This window comes from Desulfocastanea catecholica (assembly GCF_054657295.1).
The window spans coordinates 117572-130998 of the sequence record NZ_BAAHYZ010000012.1 but is presented as its reverse complement, the minus strand read 5'-3'; the positions used below and the strand labels follow the sequence as shown (position 1 = coordinate 130998).

General features: G+C 51.9%; 12 protein-coding genes. 3 read left to right on the top strand and 9 right to left on the bottom strand.

The window, feature by feature from the left end:
* Position 1 precedes the first annotated feature (1 nt).
* The 3 genes from selB to ACYQ8U_RS12645 form a co-directional block, all read right to left on the bottom strand.
* Positions 2-1933 (bottom strand): selenocysteine-specific translation elongation factor, encoded by a 1932-nt coding sequence (gene selB / locus ACYQ8U_RS12655; protein ID WP_459945907.1) that lies wholly within the window; start codon positions 1931-1933, stop codon positions 2-4.
* A gap of 96 nt (positions 1934-2029) precedes the next feature.
* The gene (locus ACYQ8U_RS12650) at positions 2030-2656 is read right to left on the bottom strand and encodes an MBL fold metallo-hydrolase (protein WP_459945906.1); all 627 of its coding nucleotides are present in this window, start codon (positions 2654-2656) and stop codon (positions 2030-2032) included.
* Positions 2657-2787: 131 nt separating this feature from the next.
* Positions 2788-3726, bottom strand: coding sequence for a P-loop NTPase (locus tag ACYQ8U_RS12645; protein ID WP_459945905.1), 939 nt, complete (start codon positions 3724-3726; stop codon positions 2788-2790).
* A 298-nt stretch (positions 3727-4024) separates the two neighbouring features.
* Here ACYQ8U_RS12645 and ftsY point away from each other — a divergent pair, with 298 nt between their 5' ends.
* The 3 genes from ftsY (at position 4025) to ACYQ8U_RS12630 (ending at position 7541) form a co-directional block, all read left to right on the top strand.
* A complete protein-coding gene (ftsY, locus tag ACYQ8U_RS12640; RefSeq protein WP_459945904.1) occupies positions 4025-5419 on the top strand; it encodes a signal recognition particle-docking protein FtsY in 1395 nt (464 codons plus the stop codon).
* A gap of 20 nt (positions 5420-5439) precedes the next feature.
* On the top strand, positions 5440-6270 hold the full coding sequence (locus ACYQ8U_RS12635; RefSeq protein ID WP_459945903.1) for a DnaJ domain-containing protein: 831 nt from the start codon (positions 5440-5442) through the stop codon (positions 6268-6270).
* Positions 6271-6353: 83 nt separating this feature from the next.
* Positions 6354-7541 (top strand): pyridoxal phosphate-dependent aminotransferase, encoded by a 1188-nt coding sequence (locus tag ACYQ8U_RS12630; protein ID WP_459945902.1) that lies wholly within the window; start codon positions 6354-6356, stop codon positions 7539-7541.
* 75 nt (positions 7542-7616) lie between these two features.
* Here the strand turns inward: ACYQ8U_RS12630 and der are convergent, their stop codons facing one another.
* The 6 genes from der to fabZ form a co-directional block, all read right to left on the bottom strand.
* Positions 7617-8969 carry a ribosome biogenesis GTPase Der gene (der, locus tag ACYQ8U_RS12625; protein ID WP_459945901.1) on the bottom strand — a complete coding sequence of 451 codons (1353 nt, stop codon included), beginning with the start codon at positions 8967-8969 and terminating at the stop codon, positions 7617-7619.
* Positions 8970-9066: 97 nt separating this feature from the next.
* Positions 9067-10152 (bottom strand): aminoglycoside phosphotransferase family protein, encoded by a 1086-nt coding sequence (locus tag ACYQ8U_RS12620; protein WP_459945900.1) that lies wholly within the window; start codon positions 10150-10152, stop codon positions 9067-9069.
* Positions 10153-10159: 7 nt separating this feature from the next.
* Complete coding sequence (locus tag ACYQ8U_RS12615; protein ID WP_459945899.1) at positions 10160-11056, bottom strand: nucleotidyltransferase family protein; 897 nt, start codon at positions 11054-11056, stop codon at positions 10160-10162.
* Between the two features lie 64 nt (positions 11057-11120).
* Entirely contained in the window at positions 11121-11972 is an 852-nt protein-coding gene (locus tag ACYQ8U_RS12610) for an LpxI family protein (RefSeq protein WP_459945898.1), read from the bottom strand.
* An 8-nt stretch (positions 11973-11980) separates the two neighbouring features.
* On the bottom strand, positions 11981-12778 hold the full coding sequence (lpxA, locus tag ACYQ8U_RS12605) for an acyl-ACP--UDP-N-acetylglucosamine O-acyltransferase (RefSeq protein WP_459945897.1): 798 nt from the start codon (positions 12776-12778) through the stop codon (positions 11981-11983).
* Between the two features lie 180 nt (positions 12779-12958).
* Positions 12959-13411, bottom strand: coding sequence for a 3-hydroxyacyl-ACP dehydratase FabZ (gene fabZ, locus ACYQ8U_RS12600; protein ID WP_459945896.1), 453 nt, complete (start codon positions 13409-13411; stop codon positions 12959-12961).
* Between the last annotated feature and the right edge of the window lie 16 nt (positions 13412-13427).

The following is a 13427-nucleotide window of genomic DNA, read 5'->3' as shown; positions in this document are numbered from 1 at the left end:
TTCAGGCTTTTTTGCGAAGAATCCGCTTGTCACCGATGCGCATGGTGATCTTTATTCGATCTAGATACTCCATGATCGGAATGGAGAACTTCCTGGTCAGTCCGGTCAATTCCTTGAATGCCGGGGCATCGATTTCGCCGTTTTTTTCCATATAGGCGATAACCGAGGCAACGAGCGGCTCGAGCATTTCCTTTTCATAATAGAGTGACTCGCTGATCTTCAACAATTTACCGTCGCGCAATTGAAGATCGATAACATCTTTCACCAGGCGATCCGGATATTCAGCAAATCGTTCCATGGTCTCTTTTATTGTCGGCGTGGAAAGACCTTTTTGCCGATACCAGTCGCTCAGTTCCCGGCGCAGCTGTTCTTCATCGGCCTTCAAGGCTACCTGATGCTCGGCCATGCGCACCGCTGACTCTTCCTGCACGACCACGGACTTTTTAATGAGATCATTGATGCAGTAGTTAAAGACTTTCAAATCGACCTTTCGGCCGAGACTGGTGCGCAGTTCTTCCTTGGCCAGTCCGGCCTGCAGGGGATTTTTCTGGTGATAGGCCTGAAGATGGTCAACCAGCATCGCCTTGATCTTCTCGGCGATCTCGACCACCACGTAGCGCTGGGTGGCGGAATCGACAACGACCATTTTCTTGGTGGAAAGAGGCTCGTTCAAGGCTTTTTTCAGATGTTTACCGAACAGCCCCAGGCGAATGCCGAGCTCATCGGCGGTCAGCCCACGCTCCCTGCTTTCCCGAAGAATGAACAGTGCCTTCTCTTCAATAGTGCCGTTCTGCAGGATTGTCGCCATTTCCTGATTATAGCGGCGATCACTTTCGGTAAGTCGTTTTCGTTTGCGTGACGAAACATTGCCGAGCACCATGCCCCCGCCGATGGTTGCCACCGGAGAATAGCTGCGGATGACATAACGGTCTCCAGGCCATACGGCGACCTTGTCTTCGAGCAACAACTGAACGACCGCCTCATCCCCGGGCTGCAGCTCGTCACGATCGAGCAGGGACACCCGGCCGATAATTTCCGCCGTACCCAGATGCACCCGGACTCTGACCCGGTGCTTTATCGGTTTGGCGTTCGACGCCAGGTAGAGAAACCGGCAGTCGAGCATGTAATTAGGCTGCAGGGTATCCGGCGGTGCGAGGACCATCCCTCTGGCAATATCGGCAACATCAACCCCCTGGAGATTGATTGCCGTTCGATGTCCGGCCTCCACTTCGTTCACCGCCTCGGAATGGACCTGAATGCCGCGTATTTTGGCGATCTTTTCCGTCGGGTAAATTCGCAGATCATCTCCCACGGACGTTCTACCGGAAATCGACGTCCCGGTTACCACCGAGCCAAAACCCTTCATGGCAAATACGCGATCGACGGACAGGCGGAACGGCCCAAAGACTTCATGGAAATTAAAGTCCCTGACTATTTTGTCAAGTTCTTCAAGGACAAGATCGATACCTTCCCCGGTAACCGACGACACATTGATGATCGGCGCACCTTCAAGGAAACTGCCTTCACAGAACTCCTCAATCTCATCGTCGACCATCTCCAGCCATTCCGGCTCGACCATATCCATTTTGGTGACGATGATAATGCCCTGCTCAACGCCCATCAGACGACAGATTTCAAAATGTTCGATGGTCTGCGGCATGATGCCCTCATCGGCAGCAACGATAAAGGCGAGAATATCGATGCCCGATACGCCGGATACCATGGTCTTGACAAACTTTTCATGGCCCGGCACATCGACTATTCCTATTCGGTGCCCGCAGGGCAGATCAAGAAAGGCGAAGCCAAGCTCAATAGTGATGCCCCGTTGTTTTTCCTCTTTGAGACGATCCGTCTCAAAACCGGTCAGGGCACGAATAAAGCTGGTTTTTCCATGGTCAACATGGCCGGCGGTACCAAGAACAATTTCACGCATATGATCGACAAAAAGGGTAAAAGTAAAAAGTACTGAGGTGGCCGTCGATCACTTCGTCCCTGAGGAGGATTTCGGTGATGCCTGACTATCCCAAGATTATAAAAACGGGTTGCTGCGTTTCTCTTCGCCAATTGTTGACTGATGACCTCCGTAGCCATGGCCCGGCCAGACTATCGTTTCGGCAGGCAACACCAGCAGTTTGGTGCGGATGGAAGTAAGCAGTTCTTCATGCGAACCTCCTGGAAAATCCGTTCTGCCGAGCCCGCCGACAAAAAGGGTATCTCCGGTTATCAGGTCAGGTGCGTTGTACAGACACATCCCGCCTGGGGTATGACCAGGGGTATGCAGCACCTTCAATTTTACTTCGCCGATGGTGATTTCATCTCCCTCGGCAACCTTGAGGTCGGCAGGAGGCGATGGTTCAAAACCGAGCATGGAAAAATATTTATCCACCTCCGCTCGACCAAAAAAGAGCGCATCGGCCTCATGCATGACTATTTTCGCACCCGTGGCCTGCTGAATTTTCCTGTTGCCGCAGACGTGATCCGGATGACCATGGGTAGCAATGATATATTCGACGCTTAGCCCCATTTTTTTAACCTCGGCGAGGACCTTATCCTCATCCCCGCCGGGATCGATGACCGCCGCTTTTTTGGTTTTCTCGCACGCCACTATATAGCAGCATACAGCCATCGACCCAACGATAAGTTGTTTTATTATCATAGTATTTTGAAAAAAGTACATGGTAAAAACAAGGCCGGCAACCACAACAGGTGATGCCGACCTTATTTTTATCCGGTTTTGATAACTTTGCAGAAAAAGCTGTTAGTGCCTTACTCTAGAAAGTACCGGGGTTAGTTCTTGGCGTGCGACGGACAGCTGCCGCCGCAGGCACATCCGCTATCGACTGACGCCATCGTCAATGGCGCGGCAGCGGCAACCGGTGGCAGACGAGTTTCGATCGACTTCACTACTTCGGCAAAGGCATGGGTGGCCGGGCTGTCGGCGTCTGAAGATAAATAAGGTGTGCCATCATCTCCAGCCAGGACAACCAGTGGATCCATGGGAATCTTGCCGAGAAAGGGCAGTTCCAGCTCACGGGCCAGACTTTCCCCGCCACCGGACTTGAAGATATCGACGGTCTTGTTGCAATGCGGACAAACGAAACCGGACATATTTTCAATGACCCCGACGATTTCCACTTTAACGGTTTTGCAAAAATTAATCGATTTGCGTACATCGGCCAGGGCAACCTGCTGTGGCGTCGTCACCACTACCGCCTTGACATTGGGGATAGTCTGGGCGACTGACAAGGGCTCATCCCCTGTACCGGGAGGGGCATCGATGATGAGATAATCAAGCTCGCCCCAATCCATATCCGAGATAAACTGCCGAATGGCCTGAATTTTCAGCGGGCCACGCCAGATTATCGCTTCATCTCGGTCCCGCATCATATATTCGAGGGAAACTACCTTCAGGTTGTCGTTATACTGAAGCGGTGGAACCAGCGCATTTTTCGATGCGGGAGCCTCGAGATTTCCTTTCATATTGAGCATACGGACAACATCGGGCCCATGAATATCGACATCCATCAGACCGACCTTATATCCCTTATTTGCCAGACCGAGCGCCAGATTGACGGAGACGGTCGATTTCCCGACACCGCCCTTACCGCTCATCACTAAAATTTTATTTTTTATTTTTCCAAGAGACATTTTTATCGCAACTTCCTGCTGTGCTGCAGCAGCTTGCTGTGATTCCTGTGAGCCACAGGATCCTCCACATTCAGCCATTTTACATCCTCCTCAACGAGATCATAATAAACACTCTTTCAACGAACTGACTGTTCCAGTCAGATTATACTATCCGGAAAAAACAACACCCACTACAGTAATGCCGTTCACCTAGAATGCAATCACTTTCCTGCGTGCGCAAAATGCACCCAAGAGAATAACAACAGGCGCCAAGGCCGCAAACCGCAAATTTTTACACCTTACTTTTTGTTGCTTTCTTTCACTTCTCTACGTAATATGATACTTCGTGCCTTAATAAAGGCTCACTTCCCCAGACAAACTCTTCCAGGAATAAACAATGCTAGGTTGGTTTAAGAAAAAATTCAAAAAACAAGCGCCGGTTTCGCATACAGAAGAGACCATAGAAGAGACGCCTGTCGATGACATCAGCACTGATACACCTTTTTCTGAACATGAGCAATCTGAAAGCGAAGCAGAACCTGGACTCGACCTGCCGCTTCCTGAACTCCAGGCACAGGATGTTGACGAACCCCCTGCTCCAGCCGACGAAATAATTGAACCGACCTTCGCTGCAGAGGCGGAACCATTAGACGCCGCAGAACCGGAACCGGAAGCAGAAGTAAAAGCAGAAATAGAAGCAGAGCCTGAACCGGAACCTGAACCACACTCCATACCCGAGCCGGAAACAGCAGCAGCGCCGGAAACACTGCCAGATACCATAGCGACCGAAGCAGAAAAACCTCTCAAGATCGTTAAGGAATCTGCTGTTCCGAGCCCGGTCGGTAAAAAGAAGTCCCTCTTTTCCCGGCTCACCGAGAAACTCGGCAAGACAAGAGAGACCTTTACCTATCAGCTGGACGCGCTGTTTCTCGGCAAAAAAGAGATCGATGCGGCCATGCTCGATGATCTCGAAGAGATCCTGATAACTGCCGACCTGGGGGTGGCGACCGCTCGGGAACTGCTCGAAAATGCCCGGCGCAGGGTGAAGAGAAAGGAGCTCTACGACCCCAGGTCCCTGAAAGAAACCCTGAAGGTACAAATCAAAAACCTTATTGCGGAAAACGACCAGGACGCCTCGCTGGTCATGCCCGACAAAGGTCCCTTCGTTATTATGGTCATCGGCGTAAACGGGGTGGGCAAAACAACCACCATCGGAAAAATAGCCAGAAAATTTCAACAGGCGGGCAACTCGGTCATGCTCGTGGCCGGCGACACCTTTCGCGCAGCAGCGGTCTCCCAGTTGAAAATCTGGGGCGAACGAAGTAACGTACCGGTTATTGCCCATAAAGACGGCGCCGATCCCTCCTCGGTGGTCTTTGACGCCCTAGGCATCGCCCAGACGAAAAATATCGATGTCGTTCTCGTCGATACGGCCGGACGAATGCATACCAAAGATAATCTGATGGAAGAATTGAAAAAAATCAAACGGGTCATGGGCAAGAAACTCCCAGGGGCGCCACATGAAGTCATGCTGGTCATCGACGCCACCACCGGCCAGAACGGCATATCCCAGGCCCGGCTCTTCGATGATGCGGTCGGCGTCACCGGCATTACCCTCACCAAACTCGACGGCACCTCCAAGGGCGGCATCGTCGTCAACATCTGCAAAGAAATGAAGATTCCCATCCGCTTTATTGGTATCGGCGAAAAAATGAGCGATCTCAGAGACTTCGATGCCGGTGAATTTGTCGATGCTCTTTTCCACAGCAAGTCAAACACGTCAGATCAATAAAATACCCCCTCCAGCCTATCATGCAATATCAACGACAGCAGCAACCCGGTTGCGGCGGATGCTTGCTCATAGCCCTCCTGATTGTTTTTATATCCGGAGGTGCTCCCGCCCTTATCTCATTTCTCGGCACCCTTATCTATACCGGGCTGGCCGGAATATTGCTTTTTGTCGCCCTGTTTTTCGGCTTTTCTTTCTGGATACGGAAAAAAGTTGCCACCTATGAGCAGTCCCAGTCGGAGAGCCATAACCGCTTTGTCTGGCTCCTCGTCCATATTCTTATCCATACGGCAAAAATAGATGGGCAGATCACCAGGGACGAAGTCCAGACCATTCACCGTTTCTTCCAATACAATCTGCGCTACAGTCAGACGCAGATGCATTGGGTCAAGGAACTGATCAAGGAGGCGACCAACTCCACCCAGTCCTTAGAAGCGCTGTTGCAGGAGTTTAAATCCACCTTTGGCTACGAACCGCGACTTATACTGCTCGAACTCGTCTACCAGGTTCTCTTCACCAAGATTACTGTTCCCGAAGACGAGCTGAAGGTTGCCCGCTATATCGCTTTCTACCTCAATGTTTCCGAATACGACCAGCGCACCATCGAGGCGAAATACCGTTACCGACAGCAGCACGGCGCCGAGGCCGGTGGCCGGGACATGGCTGGACAGCATTATGCCACCCTTGGCCTGGAAAATGGTGCAAGCAAGGAAGAAATCAAAAAAGCCTATCGCAAGCTCAGCATGCAGTATCATCCGGATAAGGTCAGACATCTGGGTGATGAATTCAGGGCCGTTGCCGAAGACAAGATGAAGGAAATCAACGCTGCCTATGATTTTTTTAAAAAGCAGTAATTTCTTCCGCCAGGGCTCGATAGTATTTTTCTACATTTCGTACAGAAATGTATTTAACAAAGCGTTTTTTAAGGAGATATATAATGGCCGTTGCAGATAAAATGAGACTATTCGCCGAGAAATCTTCCTGGATACGGAAAATGTTTGAGGAAGGGGCGAAGATGAAGGCCGCCCATGGCGCGGAGAACGTTTTCGACTTCAGCCTCGGCAATCCCGACGCACCGCCTCCGCCGAAATTTGACGAGGTGATCCGGGAAATCGTCCAGAATCCCAGCCCCGGCATGCATGCCTATATGCCGAACGGCGGCTACCCCTGGGTGCGCCAGGCCATTGCCGGCCGGATGTCCACCGAACAGGAGATGACCGTCACTGAGGGTGACATGCTTATGACCTGCGGCGCCGCCGGGGGTCTCAATGTGGTGATGAAGGCCCTCCTCAATCCGGGTGACCAGGTGCTCATTCTCGCGCCCTATTTTGTCGAATACGGCTTCTACATCGACAACCATGGCGGGGTAAGCAAAATGGTCGCCACCGATGAACAGTTCAACCTTGATTTATCGGCAATCGAAGCGGCACTGACCAGCAAAACCAAAGCAATTATCATCAACTCCCCCAATAACCCCTGCGGCCAGATCTACAGCAAAGAGTCGCTGGAGGCACTCGGCAGGCTTCTTGAAGAGGCCTCGGCAAAATTGGGCACCGCCATTTACCTGATCGCCGATGAACCGTACAGGAAGATTGTTTTTGACGGACATGTGGTGCCGAGTATTTTTGCTGCCTACGCCAACAGTATTGTCGTCTCCTCGTATTCAAAAGACCTGTCCCTGCCGGGCGAACGCATCGGCTACCTGGCTGTGCATCCGAAAATTGAAGGGAAGGCCGAACTCCTCAATGCACTGACCCTGGCCAACCGGATTCTCGGTTTTGTCAATGCCCCGGCGCTTATGCAGCGGGTGGTTGCCGAGCTGCAGGATGTCACGGTTGATACCTCGATTTATGCCCGGAGAAAGGAAATCATCTGCACAATATTGCGCGAGGCCGGCTTTAGCTTCACCGAACCCAAAGGGGCCTTCTATGTCTTCCCGAAGACGCCTCTTGCCGACGACGTTGCCTTCGCCGCCCTGTTGCAGGAGGAAAAAATTCTCACCGTGCCGGGTGTCGGGTTTGGCGCACCGGGACATATCCGGATTGCCTTCTGTGTTCCCGACGATGTCATCAGGAGATCGGCGGCAGGCTTCAAGAGGGCTGTTGACAAGGCCCTTGCCATGTAGACGAAGAGTTTTTACGACGCCATCAAAGGTGATAAAACGGCAGCGGGGCAGAGTCTGAACGACTCTGCCCCGCTGTTATTTTTTCTCCCCTCGCTGTTCGGATTTATCCTTGAAGAAAAGTTGGATAGGGACCTTGTCCAGGCCGAGCCCCTCGCGGAAACGATTGGTCAGATAGCGCTCGTAGGAAAAATGCACTCCTTTGTAACTATTTGTCATGACAACAAATTTAGGGGGACATGTGCCGACCTGGGCAGTATAGTAAAATTTAAGCCGTTTGTTCTTATAAATCGGCGGCGAATGTTGCTCGACCGCCTCGCGCAGTAATCTATTGAGGGCCGAAGTGGGAAAAGTGGCCGAATATTGCCGGTACACCGAGCCGATGACCGGGAAAAGACGTTTTATGCCATAACCGGTCACCGCCGAGACGTTCAAAATGGGGGCAAAGCCGACAAAGGGCAAGGCCCGGCCAACTTCCATCATGATCGCCTCCTGCCGCTTTTTATCGTTTTGCACCAGATCCCACTTGTTCACCAGCACAATGAGCCCTCTGCCTTCGTCCAGGACGTAGCCGATGACCTTGGTATCCTGTTCGGTAATGCCCTCCTCGGCATCGATGAGCACCACCGCCACGTCACATCTGGCCATGGCGGCAAGGGATTTGAGGATACTGAATTTTTCCAGCTTCTCGGTGGTCTTGCCCTTCCGACGGATACCGGCAGTATCGATAAACAGATAGCTGTAGTTACCGTGGGTGACCAGGGTATCGACACTGTCTCTTGTTGTTCCGGAAATTTCCGATACGACCATCCGATTCTCGCCGAGAATCATATTGATCATCGACGATTTTCCGACATTCGGCCGACCGAAAAAGGCCACCTTGACCGTCCCTTCGGGCAGCTCGATGTCAGCCTCGTCACTTGGCAGAGCGTCACACAACCCATCCATCAGTGTCCTGAACCCGTAACTGTGTTCAGCGGAAACGGACCACAGTTGCTCAATGCCCAGCTCATAAAACTGGGCGAGCAGTTCCACCTCAACCTCCGGGCCATCAATTTTATTGACCAGGTAGAAGACGGGCTTTTCCGTGCGGCGCAGCATCTTCACCACATCCCAGTCGGCCGGCGTCAATCCCTGTTTGCCGTCCATGAGAAACATGACAATGTCCGCTTCCTCGATGGCCTGCATCGCCTGATTACGGATATGCTGGACCATGGCATCTTCGGGATTGTCGTCAAGTCCGCCGGTGTCCACGAGAATAAAGGCTTTGTGTTCCCAGACCACCCGCTCGTAGTGACGGTCCCGGGTCACTCCCGGAGTCGGGTCGACCAGGGCCTTGCGCGACTTGGTAATCCTGTTGAAAAGTGTCGATTTGCCCACATTTGGCCGCCCGACAAGGGCGACGATGGGCAGATTACTGGTTTTTGACATAGTGTATCCTACGAAAGCTCTATACGCTCGAAACGTGACAAAGCGGGTTGTTAAATGAGGGTCGGCAAAGCAGTTCCGCCATGAATTGTCTACTGTTTCAAGCAGGTACCAATTCTTTCAGTCCCCTGTTGACCATGGTGCGGAGCAGAGTATAGTCCTTAAAAAGCGGCTCCTCCAGTCGGTTTTTCAGAGACACCAGGGATGGTTGTATAAAATTTAAAAAAAATACTTTTTGCCGGACTTGAGAGAGAAAGGAAAATGCACCGACGATCTGCATGTTCCTCTGCAGGGCAAGCAGGCTAAACTGTCTTTTGAATACAGCTTCTTCGATCGTAGCATACCCATGTATCGCCTGCAGATAGTGCGTCAGCAGCTCCTCCTGCAACGAGAGAGACAGCCTGCTGTAAGGATCGATAAGCAGTGACGCCAGGTCATAGCCGAGAGGGCCGAGTCGGCCGCCCTGAAAGTCAATAAACCGGACGGCGCCCTCTTTGATCATGATATTTCGCGATTGAAAATCCCGGTGCAGGAAATAACCGGCCGGCGCCTCGCCGGCACGGCGGGCGATGTCCTGCAGTTCGTCCTCCACCCCAGCATCAACCTCGTGCCCGAGAAGCCCCTGCCAGAAGGCACGTAAAAAATATCCTGATTCCTTTTCGATCATCAGCTGGTAATCGTATTGGCAATTATCCCAGCACCACGAAGGATCAAAACCCTCCGCCCCCCGACATTGCATGACGGCAAGATGTTCCAGGGCTGACCGGTAAAAGTCGATAGCCGAATCCCTAGGTTCCGTCGACGTCCGGTTCTTCTTTGCCACGAGATCATGTAGCCTGATATCACCCAGATCCTCGAAGAGCAGCACGCCGGTTGCGTTATCCCAGCCGAAAAGTTGTGGAACAGGCACGCCCTTTTGGTGCAGATGGCTGCCGATTTTCCAGGCGGAACGGGATTCGGCCAGTTCGGCAGGACTGGTCGCGGCTGGAGCGGCAATAAGACAAAAGGGTGCATTATCTCTCTGCATCCGCCAGAATCTTCTGGTCGAGCCGTCACTGTCAATCTTCCGGCAGCTCGCACCCGTTACCAAGGGTTGCATCTCCGAGCTGGTCAGCATCCCTTTTTCTGCAAGCATTTCCCCGGCGCACCGCAGAATGTCCCGGTCTGATAGTTGTTCTGTATGCACCTGGCTCTCAGTTTTTGCCATAGTCGGAAGAGACGATCATATCATGCAGTCGGCTGCCGCAGGGAATTGACACGTCGTCCCAGACCACGACTCGTTCAAGATGTGTTCGGTTTTCAATATGCGCCTCGCCGATACAGGCCCAGCCACTCAGGCAGATATGCACCGGCAGCTTGGCTCTCTTGGCGATATAGTAGGGTTTTCTCACCGGGCCAATCTCCTGCCAGCAGGGAATAATACCGGTGAGCAGTCCCTGGTGCAGGGCAAGATAATCATCAACCGTACCGATATCCGTCCAGAAACAGTTATCCGCCCGGTAACAGCCTATCTTCCGTCCCTCCTGGAGCATTTTTCGATAGAGATCGATAATGCAGGAAAAAGTATTCTGTTGTATGTCATGGAGAACCGCCGGTTCGATGACATGCAGACCGGTGAAGGCAAGTTGCCCGTGTTCGACCCGCTTGTTAAAGCCGACTACCTTACCGTTTTTCACCCTGACAGTATTGAAGCGGTGATGATTGTGCATCGCCAAGGTGACCGGATTGTCGTTTATCAGATGATGACGGTACAAGCTCAATAAATCGACTGTATGATAAATATCTCCATTACTGACCAGCAGGGGTTCATCACGCAGATATTGCAGGGCCCGCCGCAGGCCGCCGCCGGTTCCCAGAATTACCTCCTCTTCCTGCACAATAACGCCCTGCAGGCCGGCCAGTGCCTCAACAATATGGTTTCGAAGATGATGACAGTTGACGACAATATGGTCAAAGCCCAGGGCCTGCAGCCTTTTTATGGTGAGCAGAAGAAGCGGTTGGTTGAGGATGGGAAAAAGAGGTTTCGGACGAATCAGCGTGTGCGGCTCAAGCCTGGTACCTAAACCAGCGGCCAGAATCATAGCTTGCATAGTACCTCTTCCGTTAAATTAGTAAATCTACGTCACCGCGGTAAAGAGTGTACAACCTTATTTTTCACTCCATCTGGAGGGAACCATCCTCGCGTTCAACAACACCAACGATTACTATACCCGCTTTATTCGCCTCTTCAATCATTAACTCTTTATCAAAGAGCAGCGTCTGCCCGGCTTCCACGGCCAGCACGGCACCTTGCACCTGCTGCAGGCTCCTGATTGTCGTGAGACCAGTTGCCGGCAGATCAAAGCGAAAATCCTGACCCGGCTTTTTTACCTTGACGACAACGGCCTGCTCTTTAGCCAGGGCCCCGCCGCGCAAAATTGTCGCATCGGTGCCTTCAATAGCCTCGACGGCGAGAACAGTACAGTTTCTGACCACGACGCATTGTCCGATATCAAGCTTACCAATGGCCCTGGCGTTCTGCCAGCCGAATTCAATATCCAGGCGTTGTTTTTTGTTCGGTTTTTTCCTGGTGATGACGCCAACCGGGAAGAGCAGATGCCGCAGATAAAGCGTCGACTCCAGTACTTTGATCCCTTCTTTTTCAAGCGTCCCGGCGATGGCGCGGAGTATGGCGTCGTCTTGTTTCCGGTCGATTTTATTCCACAGCGTCAGGCCCTTGAAATCAGGCAGCACATCGCGAAAAATCTGCGTCTTGGTGATAGTGCCGAGGAAAACCGTTTCTCCCACCCCTTCCTGTTTAAAAAAGGATATCACCTTGCCGAGTTGTCCGAGCTTGACCCAGCACACCGCATCGGCCGCCTCCGCGACCTTTTCATCGGTTTCCCCCTTATGGGCGACCACCACCACCCGTCTGCCGGCCGCCTGGGCGGCTTCGATGAACAACAGGGGAAACTGCCCGCCACCGGCAATAACGCCGATGCTTTTTTGATCTATAACCTTGGCCAAAACCGACTTTAGTCCTCAACCGTCTGTTTGACGACGCCACGTTTGGATTCGAGAAAAAATTTCACCAGCGTCTGCACTTCTTCACAGGTCGGGAATTCCTTCTGTGCCAGTTCGATGGCATCTTTCATAAGCAGGCTAGGCGATCTAAAGATGATGCGATATGCCTTATCAAGCATTTTGATCGTCTCGCGACTAAAACCGTTACGCTTTAAGCCAACCTTATTGATCCCGGAAATTCTCGTTCTATTTCTCGTTCCGGCAATAATGACATACGGTGGAACATCCAGACCAATCCCCGAAACTCCGCCGATATAACTGTAGGTACCGATACGGCAGAACTGGTGCACGGCAACCAGGCCGCCGATCGAGGCCCTGTCCCCTACCTCTACATGTCCGGCCAGCGTGGCGACGTTGGCCATAATGACATGGTCACCGATCATGCAGTCGTGGGCGACATGGGTATAGGCCATGAGCAGGTTGTGGTTGCCGATAACCGTTTTCGCATGCCCATTCGGCGTTCCCCGATGAATCGAAGCAAACTCGCGAATCTGGTTGTCGGAGCCGATAATCAGCTCGGTTGGTTCCCCCTTATAACCAAGATCCTGGGGGGCTCCGCCGACCACGGCAAAGGAGCCGATGAGGTTTCTCTCGCCGATGGTCGTTGGTCCCGAGACAACCGCATGGGGGAGTATCCTGGTGTCGGCAGCAATCCTCACTCCAGCTTCTATAACGGCATACGGCCCGACGGAGACGGAGGAGTCGAGTTCGGCTTTGGCATCTACTACGGCGGTGGGATGTATGGACATGATATTCTATATGGGTGTGGGTAGAATTACGTAAATATATTTTGTGTAAAGTAATTACAGCAAATGATAAAAAGTTGCTCTGCTTACCTGCTTCCGGTTATTATTGCAATATTTTTAGACAATAGTCAATCGAAGGTGATGGGGGTAAACCGATCGAAAACAGCTTCATTTTCAGCAATTTCATGTAAAGGAGGCCATAAGTTCAGCTTCGGCGACCAACTGATCATCCACCGTGGCTTTTGCCGCCATGACCATGATCGATCGTTTCTTTTTTATAAGTTCAAGGGTGAAAATCAACTGATCCCCGGGAACAACCGGCCTTCTGAATCTGGCCTTATCGATGCCAGCAAAAAAAAGCAATTTCTTACCGATCGTTTCGGGATTGGCATAATAGGCCATTATCCCGCCGACCTGGGCCAGTCCCTCTAAGATCAACACCCCCGGCATGACCGGGCGTCCAGGAAAATGTCCCTGAAAAAACTGTTCATTTATGGTCACGTTTTTCAGCCCGACAATCGTTTTGCCGATGTCGATGGAGAGGATACGGTCGACCATCACAAAGGGATATCGATGCGGCAGTACCTTCAGGATTTCCATGATATCTATGTTTTCCGGGACAACAACCTCACTCATTTCTCCATCTCCTTAA